A 24,039-nucleotide genomic window follows, 5' to 3' on the forward strand; every position below is an offset into this window, starting at 1 on the left:
TCGGACATTGTGGGCCTTGTTCACCTGGTGTCGAGGGTGCGCGGTCGGCGAGTCGGCCGCCCGCACCGGGATGACAAGCGCTGAGCCTACGCGGATCGCTCTTCCCGGTGCATCTTCGGTCGGGCTTTTCACAGCGTGCCCGCCGGCCCGGGTGCACCGCCTCCCGGCCGCCCGAGCCGCCCCTTCTCGGCGCTATTCCCCCGATTTCTGCTGCTAGGCGTGTTTGACAGCTGGTGGGCGAACGTCCTGCCTAGAAGATCTTGACCGTCGGAAATGGCCGCTCATAGGCTCCGAGCCACCTCCAAGCCGATCTCCGCCAGCCGCACCCCACCCCCGAGAAGGGAATCCGAACGTCAGATGACGCTTCCGAAGTTCCCCCCGACGCCCGCTCCGAAGCCTCCCAGATCGATCTCCCGCCGCCTCGGCGGGGCGGCGGTCGCCCTGCTGCTCGCCCCGCTGCCGCTGCTGCCCGGCACCCCGGCCGCCGCCCACCCGGGCAGGCCGCCGACCCCGGCCGGATGCAGCCAGGACCCGTCCGCCCGGCTTGCCGGGGTACCGAGCCCGGAGCGGCACCTCGGCTTCCCGCTCGGCCTCGGCCAGCAGCGGGTGGTCACCGACGACGAGATCCGCTCGTACCTCGGTGCCGTCGACGCCGCCTCCGACCGGGTGGTCACCGGCAACCTCGGCAACAGCGTGCGCGGCCAGTCGATGCCGTACGCGATCGTCTCCGACCCCGACCACCTGCGCCGGGGCGAACTGGAGAAGATCGCCGGGGACATCCGCGACCTGCGCGACCCGCGCAAGCTCCCGGCCCGCAGGGCCGCCGAGATCGCCGCCAAGGGCCCGGCGATCGTCTGGGTGACCGGCAACGTGCACGGCGGGGAGTTCTCCGGCGGCGACGCCGCGCTGAAGACCCTCTACGAACTGGCCGCCGGCCTCTCCTGCGAGGTACGCGAGCGCAACGAGAACCTCGTCACGATCATCGTGCCGACGCAGAACCCGGACGGCCGGGACGCCAGCCGCCGGCAGAACGAGTACGGCTTCGACCTGAACCGGGACTGGTTCTCCCGTACCCAGCCGGAGACCGACGCCAAGCTGGAGATGCTGCGCCGCTACCCGCCGCAGGTCTACGTCGACGCACACGAGATGGGCGGTGACGAGTACTTCTTCCCGCCGAACGCGGACCCGATCCACCACGAGATCTCCGACGAGGCGGTCGACTGGATCAACCGGATCGGCGCGGCCAACGCCGAGGGCTTCGGCTACAACGGCGCCTGCACCGAGACGGTCACCAGCGAGTGCTACTTCAACTACGACACCTATGACATGTTCTTCATGGGGTACGGCGACACGGTGCCGGCGACCGGCTTCGGCGCCGCCGGGATGACCTACGAGAAGGGCAGCGCCTCGGCGGTCCAGGACCGGGTGCAGCAGCAGTTCAACACCCAGTGGGCGACCGTCGGCTGGGCCTCGGAGAACCGGCGGGAGATCCTGTCCGACTACTTCCGGATCTGGTCCGACGCCCTGGCCGAGGGGCGGGCCGGCAAGCTCCAGCCGAACGAGGTCGTGCAGCCGACCAACGAGGTCCAGTTCCCGGTGCCGGACATCACGGTCCGGTCGTACTTCCTGCTGCCGAACCGGCAGCTCGGCGACGTACGCCAGCTCGTCGAGCGGCTGCGCCGGATGGACGTCGAGGTGTACCGGCTGACGAAGTCGACGAAGGTGCCGAACGCGAAGATCTTCGGCGGCCGGTCGGCCCGGGACCTGACGGTGCCGGCGGGCGCGTACTGGATCCCGATGGAGCAGCCGCAGAAGCACTGGATCCAGGCGATCCTGGGCGAGGACCCGTACGTCCCGTTCCCGTACTTCTACGACGTCTCGTCCTGGAGCAACCCGCTGCTGATGGGCGTGGAGACGGTCTACACCGGTGACCGGCTCTCGCCGAGGGCGGAACGGGTCCGCGGCATCGACGGCGGGCGCGACGGGTACGCACCGAGGCACGGCTCGTACGCGTACCCGCTGGATTCGGCGGCGGCGGCCGAGCTGACCTTCAAGCTGCTCGGCGCGGGCGTCGAACTGCGCCGCGACCAGCGCAGCGGCGTCGTGACGCTGCCGGCGGCCAGCCTGACCGGTGGGCGCGACCAGCTCGCCCGCTCCCTGGGGGTGACCCTGGCCGCCCGCCGGAGCGGACCTGCCGGCACCGCGCTGGCCCTGCCCGACGTCGGCCTGTTCGCCGGCACCGGCATCTCCACCACCGCCGGCTCGCACGGCGAGGCCCGGTACGTCCTCGGCGCCCAGTGGGGCCTCGACCTCAAGCCGGTCGGTACGGCGGACATCAACGACAACACCGCCGCCTTCACCGGCCGGACCGTCCTGCTGGTGCCGGACGGCAGCAACCCGACCGGTGGCCTCACCGCCGCCGGCCAGGCCAACCTGCGGGCCTGGGTGGCGGCCGGCGGCACCTACCTCGGGCTGCGCAACCAGGGCACCCGGATGGCCCGCGCCGCCGGACTGACCTCCACGGTCGAGCTGCCGAAGCCGACCGACTACACCGTGATCGGCTCGCACCTGCGGGTCGACGTCGACCGGAGCAGCCCGGTCGGGCTGGGCCGGCCGGCCGAGGACTTCGAGTTCAACAACAACGACTCGATCCTCTCGCCCAGCACCACGGGTAAGAACGTGTTGACGTACCCGGCCGACGGGCGGTTCTGGCACAACGGCTTCACCGAGCACGCGGACGCGCTCAAGGGCACGGTCGCGCTGGTCGACGAGCCGACCGGGGCCGGCCGGGCGGTGCTGTTCGCGTTCAACCCGCTGTTCCGGGCGTACAACGAGAGTGGGCTGCACCTCGTCGCCAACGCGCTGCTGGCACCGCCGGCGGGTCCGGCGGCTGCGGCGTCGCCGGGTGCCCGGGCGGCGGCTCCGGCCGTACCCCCGGCCCGGGCCTCCGCGGCGGCGGCACCGGCGGCGGAGAACCTGGGCGGCCAGTGGCGGCCGATCTCCATCCGGGTCGCCGCCGCCGATCTGGACCGGGCCCGGGCGATCGTCGCCCGGCACACCGGTGACGTCCGGGTCGGCACGGCGGGCGGTACGGCGTACCTGACCATTCCCAACCCGGAGGGCCTGACGTCGGACGAGCACCCGTTCCTGCGTGAACTGGTCCGGGAGATCCGCGCGGCGGGAATTCCGCTGCGCTCCGTCGTCGGCTGACCGACAGCGGTGAGTATGTGGAGGGTGGGAGTGATCTCCCACCCTCCACTGCTTTGTCGGTTGCGGAATCCCGCAATGGCTTCGAAACAGATTCTTTCCATCGACGGCCGTACCGACCTACGGTGGCGCCAGACTGCTCGCCTAGGAAGGTATGCGATGAAAACCATGCGTTCACTGCTGGCCGGCGTCGCCGTTTTCGGCACACTGTTGGTGCTCGTCCCCGGGGTGGCCCGGGCGAACCCGTCCGGGCCGGAGGTCGGCTCCCGCGCGGTCAAGGCGCCCGCCTCGGCCCTGACCGGGGTGGCGGACGTCAGGGAGATCGCACCCGGTGTCTACAGCGGACGGACCGTCGCCGCGTGGGGTTGTCAGTCCGGAGCCGTTTGCTTCTACACCCAGCGCGACGGCAACGGCGGCGTCTGCTGGTCGACGGGGAACGTGCCCTCGTCGAGCTGTGGCTACCGGGCCTCCTATTTCAACAACGGCGTGCCCTGCCTCGGCTGCGACCACGTCCGGGTGTACGAGGGCGCCAACTACACCGGCATGGAATTGGCCTGCCTGCACTACGGCTGGACCGAGGGCCGGGGCAACTTCTACATCTCGCTGCCGGTGAGTTCCTTCCGCTGGGGCGGCGAATGCTGACGCGGTGATTCCGGAATCCGGGCCCCCTCCTGTCGTCTCCGACCCGGGAAGGGGCCGCTCCTATTCCGAGGTACCCCACACCGGCCCGTCGTACGGCCGATCGTCGGCGGGTTCGGGATCCGACGATCCGGTTGTCGCGGAACGCGAGCAGCAGCGAGAGCCGGGCCGGCTGGCAGGGCGGCTCACCGCAGATGCCCGCGTCGCTCCTTGCCAGACAACAGGTCAACGGGGAGCAGCGCGCTCATACCTTCGGTTTCCGCGGGCAGGTAGGCGAGGTGGACGATCCCGTCGTCACCGCCAGCGTTCTCGTGGCAGAGAATCCAGTGCGCCACGTCGGACTCGCCCGGTCGAACGCAGAACTGGTCGAGCAGCCAGAAGAACTGAAACACGTAGCCGCCAGGGAGCAGGCGGCGGATCTGCTGCGGGCGGGTCGCCCTGAACATGCTCACCAGCACGGTCAGTTCGCCGAACTGCCGCGCGATGCCGCCGATCCGCCCCGGAGCCGGTGGGTACGCGGCGTCACCGGCGCCGAGTACGAAGTCGAGCACCTCGGCGCTGGTCAGCCGATGCCAGCCGGTGCGCGTAGTCATGCGCTGACCGCCGGCCTCGACTCTGCCGACATGGGCCACGACCAACTCGCGGGCCCATTCGTGTCGCGGGCCGGCCTGCGTGCGCTCGTAGGGCGATGAGTGGACGTCGTCCACGACTCCGTACCGGAACGAGATCAGGGTCGTCTGGCCTTCGGGAAACTCCGGGTAGTACCAGGAAACGGGCTCAGACCGCGGCTGCGGGCTCCGGCGGAGACGATCGAGCAGGCCCCGCCGTTGCGGCATGCTGGGATCGAACGTCTTGTCGTAGACCGCGAGGAATTCGTCGGAACTCATCGTGCTGAACGGTGGTCCGATGAGGTCGACGACCTGGTCTCGCGTCATTCCCCGCTCGATAGACACCACGGATCCGACCCCTCCCCGGCACACGGTCCGACCGACCAGCCGACCCGGCGCGACAGGTCAACGTTACGACGCCACGATGCCGATGCAGAGACCGCCGGCGACGACGACGCACGACAATTGCTCACGGGAAGATCAACGATCTCACGACTCGTCCCGCGCGGACTCGCAGCATACCTCGCAAACGGGAGCCCGCTTCTCTCGTGATCCCGTAGCGTTCGGCTCGCCATGGCCGGCCGGACGCTCCCTGATCACGGAAAGCGTGCCGACAGGGGTGGGTGGTTGGCGTGTTCGGGTCAGCCTGACCCTGTTGCTGGGTTCAGCCCTACGGACAGTGCGGCGGGTGGCAGGCGCGTGTGGCGAGGCCGCCGTACCGACGCTTGTGGACATTGAGAAGACACCGATCAAGCTGGGCGGCGTCGCGGTGCTGGCCGCGATGGTCGTACTGGCATCGACCGGCCGGAGCGCGACCGCCACCGGCCGCGGGCCACCCGGCACTTCGCGGCTGCGCGCGGTCGGACGGTCGGCGGGCCGGTGCGGTCTCCGGGTTCTCGCAGGGCGCCAACAGTTCGTTCCTGCTGGCCGGGGCTCTGCAACGGGGTGCCGACCGGAATTTCACCCTCGGCGCGCTGGCCCCGATCAGCGGTGGCTACCACCTCTTCGACGTCGAGTGGCCAGCGGCGATCGGCGAGGACGTGGACCCGAAGGCCGCGACCTACTACCTGGCGTACCTCACGGTGGCCCGCCCGGCGGCCCTTCCCGGCCCTTCCCGCGCTCAGCAGGCCGGGGAGGGCTGTCGGGACTAGGTTACTGGCGGGTATGGTTCGGATATCCGGGGCGTGGTGCCGCCGGGGACGAGTGCCGGGGAGGGCCGCGGTGACCAGTGAGCCGTCGTTCGACGCATACCTGCTGCCTGAGGAGCACCAGGCGGTCCGGGAGGCGGTCCGGGAGGTCTGCGACGCCAAGGTCGCGCCGAACGCGGCCGAGGCCGACGAGACCGGCGAGTTCCCGAAGGCGTCGTACGAGGCGCTGCGGGCCGCCGACTTCCACGCCCCGCACATCCCCGAGGAGTACGGCGGAGCGGGCGCCGACGCGCTGGCCACCGCGATCGTGATCGAGGAGGTGGCCCGGGCCTGTGCCTCCTCCTCGCTGATCCCGGCCGTGAACAAGCTCGGCACCATGCCGCTGCTGCTGGCCGCCTCCGAGGAGTTGAAGCGGCGCTACCTGCCGCAGGTGGCCCGGGGCGAGGCGATGTTCTCGTACTGCCTCTCCGAGCCGGAGGCGGGCAGCGACGCCGCGTCGATGCTCACCCGGGCGGTCCGGGACGGCGACCACTACGTGCTCAACGGCGTCAAGCGGTGGATCACCAACGCCGGGGTGTCGGAGTACTACACCGTCTTCGCGGTGACCGATCCGGCGGCCCGCTCGCGCGGCATCTCCGCCTTCGTGGTGGAGAAGTCCGATCCGGGGGTCAGCTTCGGGGCGCCGGAGAAGAAGCTCGGCATCAAGGGCTCGCCGACCCGTGAGGTCTACCTCGACAACGTGCGGATCCCGGCCGACCGCATGATCGGCGAACCGGGCAGCGGCTTCGGCACCGCCATGAGGACCCTGGACCACACCCGGGTCACCATCGCCGCCCAGGCGGTCGGGATCGCCCAGGGCGCGCTTGACTACGCCAAGGGGTACGTGCGGGAGCGGCGGCAGTTCGGCAAGGCGGTCGCCGAGTTCCAGGGCGTGCAGTTCATGCTCGCCGACATGGGGATGAAGCTGGAGGCGGCCCGGCAGTTGACGTACGTGGCGGCCGGCAAGTCGGAGCGCGGCGAGGCCGACCTGACCTACTTCGGCGCCGCCGCGAAGTGCTTCGCCTCGGACGCCGCGATGGAGATCACCACCGACGCGGTGCAGCTCCTCGGCGGGTACGGCTACACCCGGGACTACCCGGTCGAGCGGATGATGCGGGACGCCAAGATCACCCAGATCTACGAGGGCACCAACCAGGTCCAGCGGATCGTGATGGCACGCCAACTCCTCAAGGACTGACCTCGGGTGCCGGCGCGGGCCGCTGCCACGCCACGGCCGCGCAACGCTGACCGGCGTGGATGGCCTGCGGATAGTGATGGTCGCATTAGTGCGGAGGCGTTCGGCAGGGCCGGTCGACAGCGCCGGTCCGTCGCGAGCGGGCGGTGGACGGTGCTGGGGCCGTCAGCGGTCGCCGAGGCGGCGGGTCGCCCCGTCCATGCCGTCGTCGTCCGGGCCGCCGGTGAACTGGGTGGTCTCGTCGGAGCGCCCACCGAACTGGGTGGTCTCGTCGGAGCGCCCGAACCGGGTGGTCTCGTCGCTGCCCGGCTGGCCGGACCGGGGTGCCGGGGCCGGCGGCGTCAGCGGGCTGAAGATCGGCGGCTGCGCCGGCGCGCTCGGCACCGGCGGGCCGGAGATCGGTGAGCCCGGCGGGCGCCCCAGGTTGCCCGGCACGGTCGGCTGACCGTACTGCGGTGCGCCCGTCGGGGCGTTGTACGGCGGTGCCGAGGGCGCCTGGTGGTGCGGCCCGGCGGGGCCGTAGTTCGGCGGTACGGCGGGGCCGAAGTTCGGCGGTGCGGACTGGGCGTAGCTCGGGGCGACCGAGGGGCCGTAGTTCGGCGGGTGCGTCCCCGGGCCGCCGGGCGGGAACTGCCCGGCCGGGAACTGCCCGCCGGGCGGCATCTGGCCGGCCGACGGGTGGGGAGCGAAGCCGGGCTGGCCGGTGCCGCCGGGGAAGCCGGCCGCGGCCGGGCGGGGCGAGCGCCAGCGCTGCGGTACGAGCAGGGTCGCGCCGAGCAGCACGGCCAGCAGCGTGGCGAAGGCCCCGGACGGTGCGGTGAGGGCGAAGTCGACGCCGGCGAAGGAGCGCGGCAGCAGGTCGATCATCGACCTGAAGTCGATCATTGACCAGAGCGCCATGACCATGAAGAGCAGGCCGGCGACCGCCGTACCGACCGGGGACCACCGGGGCAGCAGCAGCGCGGCGAGCAGCCCGGCGACGACCACGATCGCGACGAACCCGAGGATCATGTCCCCGGTCTGCTCCCGGGAGATCCCGCCGTTGAACCTGACCAGCCCGATCCCGGACAACACCCAGATGATCGGCGCACTGACCAGCCCGAATACCAGCGATCCAAGGTGTCGCACTGCAACCTCCCCAGCCGGGTGCCTCCCGGCACCGTACCCGGACCGGGCAACGCCGGCCTCGGCGTGTCGGTCCGGGGCGGGTCGACCGGACGACCCGCCCCGGCATGGATCAGCCGGCGGTGCTGCCGGCCGCGTCGTCGCGCTTCGTCGCGGTCCGGGGTGGCGCCGACCACGGCGAGCCGGCATCGCGGCGCGGCAGTGGCGGCAGCGGTTGGGTGTCCGGCTCCGGGTAACCCAGCGTCGGCGGCTTGATGTCGCGCTCCGGCGGGTTGTTCAGCAGGGACCAGTCGGTCGGGGTCGGCTCCTCCGCGTCGTCCGGGGCCGGTGCCGGCGCGGCGGCGACCGGGCCGGGCCAACGGCGCCAGCGCTGGACACTGAAGATGGCCATCAGCAGCAGTACGCCGACCAGGAACGTGGTGCCGTTGTCCAGCACCTGCACCAACGGCAGCGGGTCGCCGAACACCTTCCAGTTCGCCGGCACCGCGTCTCGCACGGTGAAGGGGTCGACGAACAGCCCGACGTACGGTGCCGCCAGCAGCAGGCCGGCGACGAGCGGACCCGCCGGGGAGAGTCGCAGCGTGCCGAGCAGGCCGAGCAGGATGCCCGCGACTCCGAGGTAGACGGCCCCCTGGATCAGGTTGGCCGTGTTGAAGGTACCGACTTCCTCCCAGCGGGTGACGGTGCGGGCGGACCCGTCCTGACCGAGCGCGATCAGGGCCCAGGTCAGTGGCGCCGCCACCACTCCGGCGAGGAAGCTCCAGAGATGTCGCATCCGCGCACCGTACCGTTTCGGCGGCCGCCCGGCAGCCTGCCCGGGCGCGTCTGGTATCGATCTTGCTGACTGTCACCGCGGGATGACCGGGTGACCCGGGTAACCGCCGTCACCGGCGGGGGCGGCGGCACGGCGCGTCGCCGTACCGTTGCGGGCATGACCGAGCAGCTCTCGCCGCCGCCGGCCGGCAAGCCGACCTCGTACTCGCGGGTCACGCTGAGCCGGATCATGACGGCGGTCGACGTCAACCTCTACGGCACCGTGCACGGCGGCGTGCTGATGAAGTTCGTCGACGACGTGGCCGGAGCGTCGGCGGCCCGGCACTCCGGCGGTACGGCGGTGACCGCCGCGATCGACGAGATCGTCTTCGCCGAGCCGGTCCGGGTCGGTGATCTGGTGCACGCGCACGCCCAGGTCAACTGGACCGGGCAGACCTCGATGGAGGTCGGCGTCCGGGTGGTCGCCGAGCGCTGGGACAGCGCCGAGGACGCCCCGATCCTGGTCGCCACCGCCTATCTGGTCTTCGTCGGGGTGGACGTGGCCGGCAACCCGCGCCCGGTCCGCCCGGTGCTGCCGGAGACCCCCACCGACCAGCGCCGGTTCCGCGAGGCGGAGATCCGCCGGGAGCACCGGCTGGCCAAGCGCAAGGCGATCCAGGCACACCGGGGTGCCGGCGACACCTCCGTCGCCGGCTGACTCACCCCCGGGACCGACCACCCCGGGCCGGCCCACATGATCCGGGGGCCGGAGATGTGCGCCGGGCACGCGTACCGGCGCCGCCTTCCCGGCGGAGAATTGCGGGTCGGGTACGGCAGTATGGCGACCGGGCCCGGCACACCGGCGTGCCGGCCGTAGGGAGGGGCAGGACCATGGTTGGCGAGGTGCTCTGGACGCCGCCACCGGCCGGCGACGACCGGTCCCGGATCGGCGACTACCTGCGCTGGCTGCGCCGGCACCGGGGCCTCGACTTCGACGACTACGCCGCGCTGTGGCGCTGGTCGGTCACCGACCTCGACGGCTTCTGGCGGTCGATCTGGGACTACTTCGACGTCGTGTCCCACACCGAACCGACCGCGACCCTGGTCGACGCCACCATGCCCGGCACCCGCTGGTTCCCCGGCGCCACCCTCAACTACGCCGAGCACGTGCTCCGGATGCCCGGGATGGCCGACGACGAGCCGGTGGTGATCGCGCGGAGCCAGACCCGCGCGCCGGTCACGCTGACCGTCGCCGAGCTGCGCGAGCAGGTACGCCGGGTCCGGGCCGGACTGGTCCGCCTCGGGATCGGCCCCGGCGACCGGGTGGCGGCGTACGCCCCGAACATCCCCGAGACGTTCGTGCTGATGCTCGCCACCGCCAGCCTCGGCGCGGTCTTCTCCTCCTGCGCCCCCGAGTTCGGCACCCGCAGCGTGCTCGACCGCTGGCGGCAGATCGCCCCGACCGTGCTGGTGGCCGTCGACGGCTACCGGTACGGCGACAGGCCCGTCGACCGCCGCGCCGAGCTGGCGACGATCCGCGCCGAGCTGCCGTCGCTGGTACACACGGTGGTGCTGCCCTATCTGGAGCCGGACGCCGCGCCGCCGGAGGCCGCCCTGAGCTGGGCGGAGCTGGCGGTCCCGACCGACGAGCCGCTGGCCTTCACGGCGGTCCCCTTCGACCACCCGCTCTACGTGCTCTATTCCTCCGGCACCACCGGGCTGCCGAAGCCGATCGTGCACGGGCACGGCGGCATCCTGCTCGAACATCTCAAGATGCTGGCGCTGCACCACGACCTCGGCCCGGGGGACCGGTTCTTCTGGTTCACCACCACCGGCTGGATGATGTGGAACTTCCTGGTCTCCGGCCCGGCGGTCGGGGCCGCGATCGTGCTCTTCGACGGCAACCCGGCGGTCCGGGCCGAGCCCGGGCAGCCGGCCGAGCCGGACCTGGGCACGCTGTGGCGGCTGGCCGCCGACACCGGCACCAGCTACTTCGGCACCTCGGCCCCGTTCCTGCTGGCCTGCCGCAAGGCCGGGCTGCGCCCGGCGGAGTCGTTCGACCTCTCCGCCGTGCGCGGGGTCGGTTCGACCGGCGCGCCGCTGCCGGCCGAGGGCTTCCGCTGGGTGTACGACTCCGTCGGCGCCGACCTGCGGCTCGACTCGATCTCCGGTGGCACCGACGTCTGCACCGGTTTCGTCGGCGGCGTGCCGCTGCTGCCGGTCGTCGCCGGTGAGATCACCTGCCGCTGCCTGGGTGCCCGGGTGGAGGCACGCTCGGCCGACGGCGACCCGGTGATCGACCAGCTCGGCGAGTTGGTGATCACCGCGCCGATGCCGAGCATGCCGGTCGGATTCTGGAACGACCCGGACGGCCGCCGCTACCGGGAGGCGTACTTCGACGTCTATCCCGGGGTGTGGCGGCACGGGGACTGGATCACGGTCACCGAGCGGGGGAGCTGCGTGATCACCGGCCGCTCCGACGCCACCCTCAACCGGGGCGGCGTGCGGCTGGGCACCGCCGAGTTCTACTCGGTGGTCGAGGGGCTGCCCGAGGTGACCGACTCGCTGGTCGTGCACCTGGAGGACGACGAGGGCGGGGCGGGCGAGCTGTTGCTCTTCGTCGTACTCGCCCCGGGGCTGGAGCTGGGTCCGGAGCTGACCGCGCGGATCAACCGGGAGCTGCGTACCGGGCTGTCGCCCCGGCACGTGCCGGACGAGATCCACCAGGTCGGGGCGGTACCGAGGACGCTGTCGGCGAAGAAGCTGGAGGTGCCGGTGAAGAAGATCCTCACCGGCGCGGCGGTGGACTCGGCCGCCGCCACCGGCGCACTGGCCAACCCGGAGTCGCTGCTCGCCTTCGAGCGGTTCGCCCGGCAGCGGACCGCCGGGCGGCAGGGCGGCACCGGGTCGCCGGCGGGAACCGCGTCGACCGGGACGGCGCCGGCCGGCGCGGTGTGACGTGCGTTACGTCAACCGAACCGTGACCTTCTCCGCCGCCGCCCGGTCGGCGAGCCGGGCCGGGTCGAGACTGCCGCAGAGCACCGTGCTGGCCCCGGCGGCCAGCGGGGCGAGCAGCCAGTCCACCGGGTCCGGGTAACGAGCGGCGTCGACCAGTACCCGGTCGCCGGCCCCGATGCCCAGCTCGGCGGCGCGCTGGGCCGCCAGGTCGGCCAGTACCGGATCCTGCGGGCCGGCCGCCGGGTACGGCGTGAAGTGGTCGCCGTGCCCGCGTACCTCGACCACGTAGTCGGCCCAGCCGGACGGCAGCTCCCGTACCGGCGCGGCGAGCGGGGCGAGCGCGAGGGCGTACCGGTCACCGGCCGGCCAGGCGGTCGCCTCGCCGACCCGGTCGACCGAGGCGAAGAGCACGTCGACCGGCTGCGGATCGTCCGACTCGCCGGGCCGGGCACCGCAGACGGCGGACCCGACCGACCAGCAGCCGAGCAGTACGGCGGCGGTCTGCCAGTGTGGCGGCAGCAACACCCCGACGGGATCGGCCGGAGCCAGCCCGGCCGAGTCGACCAGCAGGTTGGCCGTCTTGGCCACCCAGTTGGCCAGGGTCGCCCCGGAGAGTTCGGTCCGGTCCCCGGTGGCGTCGTCGTACCAGGTCAGCAGCGGTCGGGTCGGGTCGGCGGCGATGGCGGCGGCGAAGAGCCCGGCAATGTTCTCGGTCATCGCCCGCGACGATACCGACCCGGCCGGCCGGTGACGGCGACCCCGGACCGGTCGTGACGATCTCCGGACCCGAGCGGAAACCCGTGGATCGCACCCGCCGTGACGGTCCCGTCGGGTACCTGTCGGAGTCACCGGAAAGACAGTTGCCCGACGGGTCGCAGTCGACGCGTCCGGGGCGGCGCGGCGTAGGCTTGGAGGAAGTGTTCCGCACATCACACCCAGCCGAGGAGTCGCCCAGTGACCGCCGGTCGCCCGCCCCGCGTGCTCATTGACGCCACCAGCGTCCCCGCTGACCGGGGCGGCGTTGGTAGATACGTCGACGGCCTGCTCGGCGCCCTGGGCAAGGTGATCGGACCGGGTCTGGAACTGGCCGTGGTCGGGCTGCGCACCGACGCCGAGCGCTACTCCCGGATGCTGCCGGCGGCCGAGGTGATCGCCGCACCGGCGGCGGTGGCGCATCGACCGGCCCGGCTGGCCTGGGAGCAGACCGGGTTGCCGCTGCTGGCCCAGCAGGTCGGCGCGCACGTGCTGCACTCGCCCTTCTACACCTGTCCGCTTCGGGCCGGCTGTCCGGTCACGGTCACCGTGCACGACGCGACCTTCTTCACCGAGCCGGAGCACTACGACAAGTCGCGCCGGACCTTCTTCCGCAGTGCGATAAAGACTTCGCTGCGCCGGGCCGACCGGGTGATCGTGCCGAGCAAGGCGACCCGGGACGAGCTGATCCGGCTGCTGGACGCCGACCCGACCCGGATCGACGTGGCCTACCACGGCGTCGACCAGGCGGCGTTCCACGCGCCGAGCGACGAGGAGAAGGCCCGGGTACGCGCCCGGCTCGGCCTGGGCGGGCACAGCTACGTGGCGTTCCTCGGCGCCAAGGAGCCGCGCAAGAACGTGCCGAACCTGATCCGGGGCTGGGTGCTGGCGGTCAAGGACCGGCCGGAGCCGCCCGCCCTGGTGATCGCCGGTGGCCAGGGGCACGACGACGACATCGACCGGGCCGTTGCCGACGTACCGGCGCACCTGCGGCTGCTTCGTCCCGGCTACCTTCGCTACGCCGACCTGCCGGGCTTCCTCGGCGGTGCCCTGGTCGCCGCCTACCCGTCGTACGGGGAGGGTTTCGGGCTGCCGATCCTGGAGGCGATGGCCTGCGCCGCTCCGGTGCTCACCACGCCGCGACTGTCGCTGCCGGAGGTGGGCGGCGACGCGGTCGCCTACACCAGCGAGGATCCGCAGCAGATCGCGACCGATCTCGGTGCGCTGCTCGACGACGAGGCGCGGCGGCTGTCGCTGGCGAAGGCGGGCTTCGACCGGGCCAAGGAGTTCACCTGGGAGTCCAGCGCCGAGGTGCACCTGGCGGCCTGGGGTCGGGCCCGGGCGTGACGGGAGTTCCGGGCTGGAATCGGTGGTTATCAGACGGTGTGTGCGTCTGGCACCTGACGTCTCGGGCATGATGTGGCGATGTTCTACGCCGTGATCCCGGCCGGCGGCAGTGGCACCCGTCTGTGGCCACTCTCGCGCGCCGGCCGCCCCAAGTTCCTCCTCCCACTGACCGGCTCGGACGAGTCGCTGCTCCAGGCGACGGTCCGCCGGGTGCGCCCCCTCGCCGGCCCCGAGAGCACGTACGTGGTCACCGGTGCCGCGCACGCGGTCGCGGTGGCCCGGCAACTGCCCGACGTACCGGAGGAGAACGTCCTGGTCGAGCCCTCCCGCCGGGACTCCTGCGCGGCGATCGGACTGGCGGCGGCGATCATCGCGCGCCGCGACCCGGACGCGGTGATGGGTGCCTTCTCCGCCGACCACGTGGTCGGCGACCAGACGCGCTTCCTGGAGGTGCTCGGCGCGGCGATCTCGACCGCGCAGGACGGGCTGATGGTCGCGGTCGGCATCACGCCCACGCATCCGGAGACCGGCTACGGCTATCTGGAGTCGGGCGAGCCGATCGGGGCCGGCCCGGCCCGGCAGGTCGTCCGGTTCAAGGAGAAGCCGGAGTACGACCTCGCGGTCAAGTACGTCGAGTCCGGCCGCTTCTACTGGAACGCCTCGATGTTCGTCTGGCGGGTCGACGTCTTCCTCGGCGAACTGGCCCGGCAGCGGCCGGAGCTGCACGCCGGGCTGACCGAGATCGCCGCCGCCTGGGGCACCCCGGAGCAGGCGGCGGTGCTGGACCGGGTCTGGCCGGAGCTGACCAAGATCTCGGTGGACTTCGCGGTGATGGAGGGTGCGGCGGAGCGTGGTCTGGTCGCCACCGTGCCGGCCGACTTCCGGTGGAACGACGTCGGCGACTTCCACACCCTCGGCGAGGCGCTGACCGGCGACGACGCGAGCAACGTGGTGCTCCGGGAGGGACCCGACGGCACGCCCCCGGCCGGCCGGGTGGTGCTCCGGGACACCGCGCGTACGGTCGTGGTGACCCAGTCCGATCGGCTGGTGGTGACCCTGGGGATCCAGGACACCGTGGTCGTCGACATGCCGGACGCACTGTTCGTCTGTGACCGGTCCCGGGCCCAGGAGGTCAAGGAGATCGTCGCCGCGCTGGAGGCGGAGGAGGCGCACCCCTACCTGTAGGTGCGGGTGACCTCGGGTGCCGGACGCGGGTGGTTCCGCGCGAAGACCGCGAGCGCCGGTGCCACCAGTTGGGCGGTGGCGCCGGCCAGCGGCTCGGGGAGCGCGTCCGGCGGAAACCAGCCGAGTTCCACCGACTCGGCGCTGACCCGTTCGACCGCGCCGGCCGGGGCGACCGCGGCGAAACGTACGTCGTGGTGCAGCGAGCCGCCCTGGCAGGAGACCGGGTGGATGTCCAGGTCGATCGGGGTCGGGTCGAGCCACAGCCCGGCGATGCCGGACTCCTCGGTCGCCTCCCGCAGCGCCGCACCGGCCAGCGTCCGGTCATCGGGCTCGCAGTGCCCGCCGAGCTGCACCCAGCGGCGGAACCGGCCGTGCAGGCAGAGCAGCACCCGGCTGCCGGTGGCGTCCAGCACCAGTGCGCTGGCGGTGACGTGGCCGGCCCGGTGGCCCCGGGTCAGCGCGGCCGGGCCGCCCTCGTCGAGCAGGCGCAGGGTCCGGGCCAGCGCGTCCGCCGCCTCGGCGGTGGGCGGCTGCCAGCCGGTGAGCAGGGCTGACGCGTCGGCGTAGAGGGCATCGGGCACGACGCCACCCTAGTGCGCGGCTCGTAGCATGATCGGTATGACGTGCCTTCCGCGTACGGTCGAACTGGCGGTCGCCGGCAACGAGGCGAGTGACCTGCTGCCGGTACGCGCCCCCGAACTGCTCGCCGCGTACGGCGCGCGGCGGGGGTTCTGGACCGTACTCGACGAGGGACCGGTCGAACACTGCCTGGCCCTGCTGGTCGAGCGGTACGACGGCGGCTGGTTGACCGTGCACGTGCCGATGGACGCCGGTGCCGAGAACGGCCGGACCGAGGACGGCGAGGCGCTGGCCCGCCACGACGGCTGGGTCTACGTCTTCGGCTCGCACTTCGGCTCCAAGCGTGGGCCGTTGCGCCCCCGCCGCGCCTTCGTGGCCCGGTTCCGGGAGGCCGAGGCCGCCGCCCCACTGCCCCGGCTGCACGTGGTACGCAACCAGTTCCGGCTGCACCGGGCGGTGAACGACGCCCTGCTGGCCGCCGGGATCGGGGTACTGCCGGCCGGCGAGCGGGTCCGGCACCTCTTCATCGCCGCTACCCGGGCCCGCGGCACCGCCCGGGCGAAGAGCTGGGTCGACCGGCTCACCGACGACGACCTGCCGGTCAACGTGGAGGCGGCGGCCTTCACCCCGGCCGGCACCGTCCTGCTCGGCCTGCGGTTTCCGGTGACCGGGCGGGGCGAGCCGGTCTTCGTGGAGCTGGCGGACGTGGCCGGGATGTTCGACCGGCGGAGCTGGCCCCGGGTCGTCGGCGGGTACGCGTTGACCGGGGTGACCCGGCCCGGCGAGCTGACCGGCTTCCGCGCGCTGTCGGCCCGGGACGACGGCGGTTACGACGCGGTGATCGGCTCGATCGACGCGCTCGACAAGCGCTCCGCGCTGCTCGACGACCATCCGACCGGCGGCGACGTGACCAGCCGGCACGTCCGGTTCCGTTGGCCGGCCGAGCCGGCGGGGCCCGCCGTCGCCGGTGAACTGGTCGCCGACCTCGCCCCGCTGCACAACGTCGAGGGACTGGCCGAAGTGGACGGCGCCCGCTACTACGTGACCGACGAGGACCACCGGGTCGCGCTGATGATCGCGCAGGGTCGGCAGGACTGAGTCCCGGCAGGCGGTGCGGGGGCGGCCTGGAAAGCGACAACCCGGACGATGTCCTCCGCGGACAACCGTCCGCGAACCCTCGTGGCAACCGTCCGGGTGCCGCGTTCCTCCCCTGCCCCCCGGCATGCCGCAGGGTCACCCGGCGTCCAGGACGCCAGTGACCCCGATATCGGCCTAGTGAGCATGCACGTTGGCTCCGCCGGCCGTCGAGGTCTTTCAGTTCACGCTGAAAGACGCTGATAGATGGCGCCCGGTAGAGTGCGAACTGGTTGCCGGGCAAACCCCATCCGGCGATTCGGGGAGTGCGTGCCATGCTGCGGATCTTCTTCTCCAGCGAGGACATCGCCCGGACCCGGGTCGCCCCTGCCGCGGACCAGGTCTGGGAGCTGGTCCTCAGCCTGCACCTGTTGCAGGGGCGCGGCCGGGATCCGATGATGGCGGGCTGGCAGCGGGGCGTCTCCGGCGGGCTCCGCCGGGACACCGCGCCGGGACAGTTGCGGCTGCTGCTCGCCCTCAACCCGCCCCGCGGCTACTTTCCCGACTTCCTCACCCCGTACCACAGCATGTACGGCCTGGCGGCGGGGCTGGACGCCGTACGCTCCACTCCGGTCAACGCGCTGGAGCGGGACCTGACCGTACTGGCCGGGGAGAGCCCGCTGTCGCTGCCCGGATCGGCCAGCGCGCTCGCCCGGGGCGACGTCGAGGTGCTGGAGCACCTCACCGACTCGATGCGGCTCTACCAGGCGACCGCGATCGAGCCGTACTGGGACCGGATCCAGGCGGCCGTGGAGGCGGACCGGGCGCGGCGGGCCCGAGCCCTGCTCGACGGCGGCACCGAGGGACTGCTGGCCAGCCTCCGCCCGGCGATGCGCTGGAACGCGGGGGTACTGGAGGTGCCGGACTATCCCGCCGACCGGGAACTGCACCTCGACGGGCGCGGCCTGCTGCTGGTGCCGTCGTTCTTCTGCGCCCGCATTCCGGTGACCCTGCTCGACCCGGAGCTGCCGCCGGTGCTGGTCTATCCGGTCGACCGGTTGGGCGGGCTGATGCCGGCACCGGGCGAGGGCGCCGGTCCGGTGCCGGCGACCGGCGGGGAGGCGGGCCGGGCGGCCCTGGCCGCGCTGATCGGGAAGACCCGGGCCCGGGTACTGGAGGTGGTCGGCGACGGCTGCTCGACCGGCGAGGTGGCCCGCCGGCTGAACATCTCGGCGGCGGCCGCGAGCCAGCACACCACCGTGCTGCGCAACGCCGGGCTGCTGGTCAGCCACCGCGACCGCAACACCGTGCTGCACAGCCTGACCCCGCTGGGCCGGGCCATCCTGACCGGTTGAGGACTCCGGGCCGGGGCGGTCAGCGCCCGATCGCGGTGTCCGGCGCGGCGTCGACCAGCAGGGTCGCCCCGACCTGGCCGGCGGAGGCGGGCAGGACGGCGGAGCCGAGACCCTCGGCGGCCAGTGCGGCCCGCAACCGGTGCAGGTCGGCGCCGAACCGGATCAGCACAGCCGGGTCGGTGCCGGCCGGTCCGGGTGGCGCGCAGTCGAGCAGCGCGACGGTCCCGGGTGCCCGGGGCGGAGCCGTCCCGCCGAGCCGGTCGCGTACCCGTCGATCGTCGGTGACCAGCGTCCAGACCGTGCCGGGCGCCACGACCTCGGCCACCGTGCGCAGCGCCCGGTCCAGCGCCGCGCGGTCCGGCCCGGCGTCGGTGCCGTCCGGCACCGCCGGCACCACGGGTGCGGTCGGCCCGCCGGCCGTCGACTCGGCGAGGGTGGCGGCGGCGCGGAGCCCGTCCGCCCGCGCCTCGGCGGTACCGAGGGCGAACAGGTCGTGCTCGGCGTCCCGGACCAGCGCCGCCGCGCCGGGCCCGTCGTCCTGGTCGGCGGCACCGAGATAGCCCCGGATCACCGCCACCGGCACCTGATCACACTTGCCCTTGACCAGTTCGCCCGCGCCGGCCAACTCGTCGACCACGGCCATCTGGGTGATGTTGAGCTTGTTGCCGTACGGGTCGACCTCGCCCCGGTGGTCGCGGACCGCCGGCATCCCGGCCACCCCGAGCGCCACGTCGGTCAGGCCGTTGCGCCACGGCCGGCCCATGGTGTCGGAGATGATCACCGCCACGTCGGCGCCGTGCCGCTCGCGGATCGCGGCCCGCAGCGCCCGGGCGGAGGCGTCCGGGTCCTTGGGCAGCAGGACCAGCCGGGAGCGGTCCACGTTGGAGGCGTCGATCCCGGCGGAGGCCATCACGAAGCCGTGGTGGGTCTGCACGATCCGGGTCGCACCGCGCCGGGCCACCGGGCGGGCGGTCTCGCCGGCCAGCACCTCGGCCCGGGCCGCCTCCCGTTCCGGCCCGTCGACCGGTACGTCGACCAGCCGACCCTCCGCCTTGGAGACGATCTTGCTGGTCACCACCAGCACGTCGCCGTTGCGCAGCCAGGGCGCGGCGGTCGAGATCAGCGCCGACAGGTCGTCGCCCTCGGTGACGTCGCCGATGCCGAGCACCGGCAGCACCTCAAGTCTCATCCCAGCTCCACGACTTCCGCGACCACCGCTCAGGCCAGTTCCACGGCGGTCCGGACCATGGTCGCGGTCGCCGCCTCGTCGGTCATCCACAGCGGGGTCGCCCGCACGGTAACCCCCTCGACCTCGGTTCCGGCATCGGTGCTGTCCACCAGCCAGGCGTCCAGGATGCCACCGGCCGACCGGGCACCGTAGAGGCCACCCACCCCGGCCGCGGTGCAGGGCACGCCGAGCACCGCCAGGCAGCGGTCCGCCATCCCGCGTACCGGGGCGCCGCCGATGATCGGTGACACCCCGACCACCGGCGCCGGGCCGGCGACCAGCGCGTCCCGCAGTTCCGGTACGGCGAGCACCGGCGCGACGCTCACCACCGGGTTGCTCGGGGCGAGCAGCACCACGTCGGCTCCGGCCAGCGCGTCGAGCACCCCGGCCGCCGGCTTGGCCGCCTCGGCGCCCACGAAGACGAAACGGGAGGTGGGCAGTTGGCCACGGTGGCGTACCCACCACTCCTGGAAGTGGATCGCCCGCTGCGTGCCCGGGTTCGCCCCGTCGGGGTCGTCCACCACGACGTGCGTCTCCAGGCGGTCGTCGGTGGCGGGCAGCAGGCGTACTCCGGGCTGCCAGCGGGCGCAGAGCGCCTCGGTGACCGCCGAGAGGGGATAGCCGGCGTTCAGCATGGTGGTCCGGACCAGGTGTGTCGCCACGTCCCGGTCGCCGAGGCCGAACCAGGTCGGCTCCGCGCCGTACGCGGCGAGTTCCTCCTTGACGGTCCAGGTCTCGCCGGCCCGGCCCCAGCCCCGTTCCCGGTCCGCCCCACCGCCGAGGGTGTACATCACGCTGTCCAGGTCGGGGCAGATCCGCAGGCCGTGCAGGACGACGTCGTCGCCGACGTTGACCACCGCGGTCACCTCGGCGCCCACCTCACGGGCGTACGCGCGGACGCCGGTCAGGAAGCGGGCCCCGCCGATGCCGCCGGTCAACACCACGATGCGCATGGCTTCCATCCTCGCCCATCGGCTCGGGACAGGCGGCGGGCGGGCCGGCCGACTAGGCTCAGGCGACGCAGGAGTCCGTCACCGCCTTCAGGGGGAGAGTTGACCAGCCAGCCCGGGCCCGCGCCGGCCGACGCGCCGCAGGCCAGTTCAGTAACCAAACCGCTGCGCGAACTGATCGCGCTGGTGCTCCTCGGGGCGAACGCCTTCTTCCTGTTCAGCGGGCTGATCGAGCTGTTCTTCGGCGGCTGGCAGAACTCCGACTTCGGCGACCGCTCGCTGAGCTACTTCTACGCGTTCGTCGGCCTGGAGCAGGTCGCGCTGCCAGTGCTCGCGGTGCTGCTCGCCACCCACGTACAGCCGGTGGTCGGGCAGGCCCGGGTGATCACCCTGGTGGCGCTCGTCGAGTACGCCGTCTCGGTGCTGTTCGGCGGGATCACCCTGCTGGCCGGGATCTTCGGGCTGCTGGCCGAGACACAGTTCCGGCAGGCCTTCACCCGCACGCTGGTCTTCGTCGGGGCGTACGTGATCCTGCTGGCGGTGGCCTTCCTGGTCTTCCGGGTGTGGCGGGCGCTCTTCCACGTGCCGAAGCCGAAGCCGCAGCCCGGCCTCTACGGCCAGCCCCAGCCGTACGGCCAGCCCGGCGGCTACGGGCAGCCCGGCGGCTACGGACAGCCGACCGGGTACGGCCAGCCGGGAGTGCCGTACCAGGGCTACCCGCCGGCCGGGCAGCCCGAGCCGCACCTCTACGGCCAGCCGACGGTCTACGGCCAGCCGACCGACTACGCCCCGCCCGCCGGCTACGGTCAGCCCGGGTACGCCCCGCCCGCCTCCGCCCCGCCCGCGTCGGCTCCGCCCGCGCCGTCGTCGGCTCCGCCCGCGCCGTCGTCGGCTCCGCCCGCGCCGTCGTCGGCTCCGCCGGCACCCGCCTCCGCGCCGCCGGCCTCCGCGCCCCCGGCACAGCGCCCCGAGCCGTCCGCGCCGCCGGCCGGCCCGGCTCCGTCCGGCACGACGCCGTCGGAGCCGGACGAGGAGGAGACCGGACGGACCCAGGTGATCCCACAGCGGCCGCCGGTCGCCGACCTTACCCAGCGGATCAACCCGGCCAGCCAGCAACCGTCGGCCGGTGCCCAGCCGCCGGCGGCGGACCGGGACGACGACCCGACCCAGCCCCGCTGAGCCCGACCGCGACGCCCGACCCGGCGGCCCGCGCACCGGGTCGGCCGGGGGTTGTGACAGCCCCGGGTCGCCCGGGCCTGTGACCGGACCCACGCCGGTTCCGCCGCCGGCTGTGGGGTCGGCGACCGCAGACCCGCCGAGGTTGCGCCTAGGCTGCACGAGTGGCTGATGGGACTGATCAACCGACTGTCGCGAGCCTGCGCCGGGCGCTGCGTCGGGCGGCCGACGGCCGGGCGCTGGACCCGGACGAGGCGACCGCGCTGCTCGCCGCGCGCGGCGAGTTCCTCGACGAACTGCTGGCGACCGCCGGCCGGATCCGGGACGCCGGACTGGTCGACGCCGGCCGGCCGGGCGTGGTCACCTTCTCCAAGAAGGTCTTCGTCCCGCTGACCCGGCTCTGCCAGGACCGCTGCCACTACTGCACCTTCGCCACCGTCCCGCACCGGCTGCCCGCCGCCTTCCTGGAGCGGGACGAGGTGCTGGCGATCGCGGCGGCCGGTGCCGCGCAGGGCTGTAAGGAGGCGCTGTTCACCCTCGGCGACCGGCCCGAGCAGCGCTGGCCGCAGGCCCGGCAGTGGTTGACCGAGCGGGGCTTCGACTCGACTCTGGACTACCTCCGGGCCTGCGCGATCGCGGTACTGGAGGAGACCGGCCTGCTGCCGCACCTCAACCCGGGCGTGCTCTCCTGGGCCGAGCTGCAACGGCTCAAGCCGGTGGCGCCGAGCATGGGGATGATGCTGGAGACCACCGCGACCCGGCTCTGGTCGGAGCCGGGCGGGCCGCACTACGGCTCGCCGGACAAGGAACCGGCCGTCCGGCTGCGGGTGCTGGCCGACGCCGGACGGGTCGCCGTACCCTTCACCACCGGCATCCTGATCGGGATCGGCGAGACGCCCGCCGAGCGGGTCGACTCGATTTTCGCCATCCGGCGCAGTGCCCGGGAGTACGGCCACATCCAGGAAGTCATCGTGCAGAACTTCCGGGCCAAGCCGGACACCGCGATGCGCGGGATGCCCGACGCCGAGCTGCACGAGTTGGCCGCCACCGTGGCGGTGACCCGGATCCTGCTCGGGCCGGGCGCCCGGATCCAGGCGCCGCCGAACCTGATCGAGGGGGAGTACGACCTGCTGCTGCGGGCCGGCATCGACGACTGGGGCGGCGTGTCGCCGGTGACCCCGGACCACGTCAACCCGGAGCGCCCCTGGCCGCACCTGGACGAGCTGGCCGCGCGTACCGCCGCCGCCGGGTTCACCCTGCGGGAGCGGTTGACGGTCTACCCCGAGTACGTCCGGCGGGCCGACCCGTGGCTGGATCCCCGGCTCGCCGCGCACGTCGCCGCGCTCGCCGACCCGGTGACCGGGCTGGCGGTCGAGTCGGCCCGGCCGGTCGGCCGGTCCTGGCAGGAGCCGGACGACGCCTTCGTGCCGGGTGGGCGTACCGACCTGCACGCCACCATCGACACCACCGGTCGGAGCGCCGACCGGCGCGGTGACTTCGACTCCGTCTACGGCGACTGGGCGGAGGTGGGCGCGAAGGTCCCGACCGCCGTCCCGTCCTCCGACACGGAGGTGCGGGCCGGGCTGCGGCTGGCCGCCGACGACCCGGCCGCGCTGCTGGAGCCCCGGCACGAGGCGGCGGCGCTGGCCCTCTTCGCCGCCGACGGGGCGGCCCTGGACGAGCTGTGCCGGATCGCCGACGACGTACGCCGGGACGCCGTCGGTGACGACGTGACGTACGTGGTCAACCGCAACATCAACTTCTCGAACGTCTGCTACGTGGGCTGCCGGTTCTGCGCCTTCGCGCAGCGGGAGCGGGACGCCGACGCCTACCGGCTCTCGGTCGATCAGGTCGCCGACCGGGCCGAGCAGGCGTGGACGGCGGGCGCCACCGAGGTCTGCATGCAGGGCGGCATCGACCCGAAGTTGCCGGTCACCGCGTACGCCGACCTGGTGCGGGCGATCAAGGCCCGGGTGCCGGGCATGCACGTGCACGCGTACTCGCCGATGGAGATCGTCACCGGGGCGGCCAAGGCCGGCGTGCCGGTCCGGGAGTGGCTGACCGAGCTGCGCGACGCGGGGCTGGACACCATCCCGGGCACCGCCGCCGAGATCCTCGACGACGAGGTGCGCTGGGTGCTCACCAAGGGCAAACTGCCGGCCGCCACCTGGGTCGAGGTGGTCGGCACCGCACACGAGCTGGGCATCCGGTCCAGCTCCACCATGATGTACGGCCACGTCGACCACCCCCGGCAGTGGCTGGGCCATTTCCGGGTACTGGCCGGGTTGCAGGACCGGACCGGCGGCTTCACCGAGTTCGTGGCGCTGCCCTTCGTGCACACCAACGCGCCGATCTACCTCGCCGGCATCGCCCGACCCGGTCCCACCTGGCGGGAGAATCGGGTGGTGCACGCCATGGCCCGGCTGCTGCTGCACGGCCGGATCGACAACATCCAGTGCTCCTGGGTCAAGCTCGGCGACACCGGTACCGCCGAACTGCTCCGGAGCGGCTGCAACGATCTCGGCGGCACCCTGATGGAGGAGACGATCTCCCGGATGGCCGGCTCGGACCACGGCTCGGCGCGTACGGTGGCCCAGCTGATGCGGATCGCGGCCGCCGCCGGCCGGCGGGCCCGCCCCCGGACGACCGTCTACGGGTACGCCGGCTGACCCCCTCGCCGGCCGTCCATCGGGTGCCTTCGGCAGGGCGCGCCGGCCGCG

General features: G+C 73.1%; 19 protein-coding genes. 12 read left to right on the plus strand and 7 right to left on the minus strand.

Translation table 11 applies throughout. The features are described from left to right. Nucleotides 1–357 precede the first annotated feature (357 nt). Together V1634_RS03975 and V1634_RS03980 are read left to right on the plus strand one after the other, a co-directional pair. Nucleotides 358–3,210 carry a M14 family zinc carboxypeptidase gene (locus V1634_RS03975; RefSeq protein WP_331206356.1) on the plus strand — a complete coding sequence of 951 codons (2,853 nt, stop codon included), beginning with the start codon at nt 358–360 and terminating at the stop codon, nt 3,208–3,210. Between the two features lie 156 nt (nt 3,211–3,366). Next, on the plus strand, nt 3,367–3,849 hold the full coding sequence (locus tag V1634_RS03980) for a peptidase inhibitor family I36 protein (RefSeq protein WP_331206357.1): 483 nt from the start codon (nt 3,367–3,369) through the stop codon (nt 3,847–3,849). Nucleotides 3,850–4,031: 182 nt separating this feature from the next. On the opposite strand, the gene V1634_RS03985 is transcribed toward V1634_RS03980, so the two are convergent. Continuing rightward, nucleotides 4,032–4,733, minus strand: coding sequence for a hypothetical protein (locus V1634_RS03985; protein WP_331206358.1), 702 nt, complete (start codon nt 4,731–4,733; stop codon nt 4,032–4,034). Nucleotides 4,734–5,188: 455 nt separating this feature from the next. Here V1634_RS03985 and V1634_RS03990 point away from each other — a divergent pair, with 455 nt between their 5' ends. Together V1634_RS03990 and V1634_RS03995 are read left to right on the plus strand one after the other, a co-directional pair. Beyond that, nucleotides 5,189–5,605: a hypothetical protein gene (locus V1634_RS03990; RefSeq protein WP_331206359.1), complete on the plus strand. Its 417-nt coding sequence runs from the start codon at nt 5,189–5,191 to the stop codon at nt 5,603–5,605. Between the two features lie 70 nt (nt 5,606–5,675). Beyond that, the gene (locus V1634_RS03995; protein ID WP_331206360.1) at nt 5,676–6,839 is read left to right on the plus strand and encodes an acyl-CoA dehydrogenase family protein; all 1,164 of its coding nucleotides are present in this window, start codon (nt 5,676–5,678) and stop codon (nt 6,837–6,839) included. 162 nt (nt 6,840–7,001) lie between these two features. Here V1634_RS03995 and V1634_RS04000 read toward each other — a convergent pair whose 3' ends face one another. Both V1634_RS04000 and V1634_RS04005 read right to left on the minus strand, forming a co-directional pair. Further along, nucleotides 7,002–7,964 carry a hypothetical protein gene (locus tag V1634_RS04000; protein ID WP_331206361.1) on the minus strand — a complete coding sequence of 321 codons (963 nt, stop codon included), beginning with the start codon at nt 7,962–7,964 and terminating at the stop codon, nt 7,002–7,004. 109 nt (nt 7,965–8,073) lie between these two features. Next, entirely contained in the window at nt 8,074–8,736 is a 663-nt protein-coding gene (locus tag V1634_RS04005) for a hypothetical protein (RefSeq protein WP_331206362.1), read from the minus strand. Nucleotides 8,737–8,892: 156 nt separating this feature from the next. Between V1634_RS04005 and V1634_RS04010 the strand changes: the two genes are divergently transcribed. After that, nucleotides 8,893–9,432 (plus strand): acyl-CoA thioesterase, encoded by a 540-nt coding sequence (locus V1634_RS04010; protein WP_331206363.1) that lies wholly within the window; start codon nt 8,893–8,895, stop codon nt 9,430–9,432. 173 nt (nt 9,433–9,605) lie between these two features. After that, nucleotides 9,606–11,672: an acetoacetate--CoA ligase gene (locus tag V1634_RS04015; RefSeq protein ID WP_331206364.1), complete on the plus strand. Its 2,067-nt coding sequence runs from the start codon at nt 9,606–9,608 to the stop codon at nt 11,670–11,672. Nucleotides 11,673–11,678: 6 nt separating this feature from the next. Here V1634_RS04015 and V1634_RS04020 read toward each other — a convergent pair whose 3' ends face one another. Continuing rightward, nucleotides 11,679–12,389, minus strand: a complete 711-nt coding sequence (locus tag V1634_RS04020; RefSeq protein WP_331206365.1) for a TIGR03089 family protein — start codon at nt 12,387–12,389, stop codon at nt 11,679–11,681. 237 nt (nt 12,390–12,626) lie between these two features. Here V1634_RS04020 and V1634_RS04025 point away from each other — a divergent pair, with 237 nt between their 5' ends. Together V1634_RS04025 and V1634_RS04030 are read left to right on the plus strand one after the other, a co-directional pair. Continuing rightward, nucleotides 12,627–13,772, plus strand: a complete 1,146-nt coding sequence (locus V1634_RS04025) for a glycosyltransferase family 4 protein (RefSeq protein WP_331206366.1) — start codon at nt 12,627–12,629, stop codon at nt 13,770–13,772. A gap of 78 nt (nt 13,773–13,850) precedes the next feature. Next, the gene (locus V1634_RS04030) at nt 13,851–14,957 is read left to right on the plus strand and encodes a mannose-1-phosphate guanylyltransferase (protein WP_331206367.1); all 1,107 of its coding nucleotides are present in this window, start codon (nt 13,851–13,853) and stop codon (nt 14,955–14,957) included. Here V1634_RS04030 and V1634_RS04035 read toward each other — a convergent pair. Beyond that, nucleotides 14,948–15,538: an NUDIX hydrolase gene (locus V1634_RS04035; RefSeq protein ID WP_331206368.1), complete on the minus strand. Its 591-nt coding sequence runs from the start codon at nt 15,536–15,538 to the stop codon at nt 14,948–14,950. The genes V1634_RS04030 and V1634_RS04035 overlap by 10 nt on opposite strands. Before the next feature lie 37 nt (nt 15,539–15,575). Here V1634_RS04035 and V1634_RS04040 point away from each other — a divergent pair, with 37 nt between their 5' ends. Both V1634_RS04040 and V1634_RS04045 read left to right on the plus strand, forming a co-directional pair. Continuing rightward, nucleotides 15,576–16,634, plus strand: coding sequence for a hypothetical protein (locus tag V1634_RS04040; protein ID WP_331206369.1), 1,059 nt, complete (start codon nt 15,576–15,578; stop codon nt 16,632–16,634). 311 nt (nt 16,635–16,945) lie between these two features. Next, the gene (locus V1634_RS04045; RefSeq protein WP_331206370.1) at nt 16,946–17,965 is read left to right on the plus strand and encodes an ArsR/SmtB family transcription factor; all 1,020 of its coding nucleotides are present in this window, start codon (nt 16,946–16,948) and stop codon (nt 17,963–17,965) included. A gap of 19 nt (nt 17,966–17,984) precedes the next feature. Here V1634_RS04045 and V1634_RS04050 read toward each other — a convergent pair whose 3' ends face one another. Continuing rightward, nucleotides 17,985–19,154, minus strand: a complete 1,170-nt coding sequence (locus tag V1634_RS04050; protein ID WP_331206371.1) for a coenzyme F420-0:L-glutamate ligase — start codon at nt 19,152–19,154, stop codon at nt 17,985–17,987. Nucleotides 19,155–19,183: 29 nt separating this feature from the next. Continuing rightward, entirely contained in the window at nt 19,184–20,146 is a 963-nt protein-coding gene (cofD, locus tag V1634_RS04055; protein WP_331206372.1) for a 2-phospho-L-lactate transferase, read from the minus strand. 99 nt (nt 20,147–20,245) lie between these two features. Here cofD and V1634_RS04060 point away from each other — a divergent pair, with 99 nt between their 5' ends. Both V1634_RS04060 and V1634_RS04065 read left to right on the plus strand, forming a co-directional pair. Beyond that, nucleotides 20,246–21,322 (plus strand): cation:proton antiporter, encoded by a 1,077-nt coding sequence (locus V1634_RS04060; protein ID WP_331206373.1) that lies wholly within the window; start codon nt 20,246–20,248, stop codon nt 21,320–21,322. 161 nt (nt 21,323–21,483) lie between these two features. Next, nucleotides 21,484–23,988 carry a bifunctional FO biosynthesis protein CofGH gene (locus V1634_RS04065; RefSeq protein ID WP_331206374.1) on the plus strand — a complete coding sequence of 835 codons (2,505 nt, stop codon included), beginning with the start codon at nt 21,484–21,486 and terminating at the stop codon, nt 23,986–23,988. Nucleotides 23,989–24,039 lie beyond the last annotated feature (51 nt).

The organism is Plantactinospora veratri, assembly GCF_036421995.1.
Lineage (GTDB): Bacteria > Actinomycetota > Actinomycetes > Mycobacteriales > Micromonosporaceae > Plantactinospora > Plantactinospora veratri.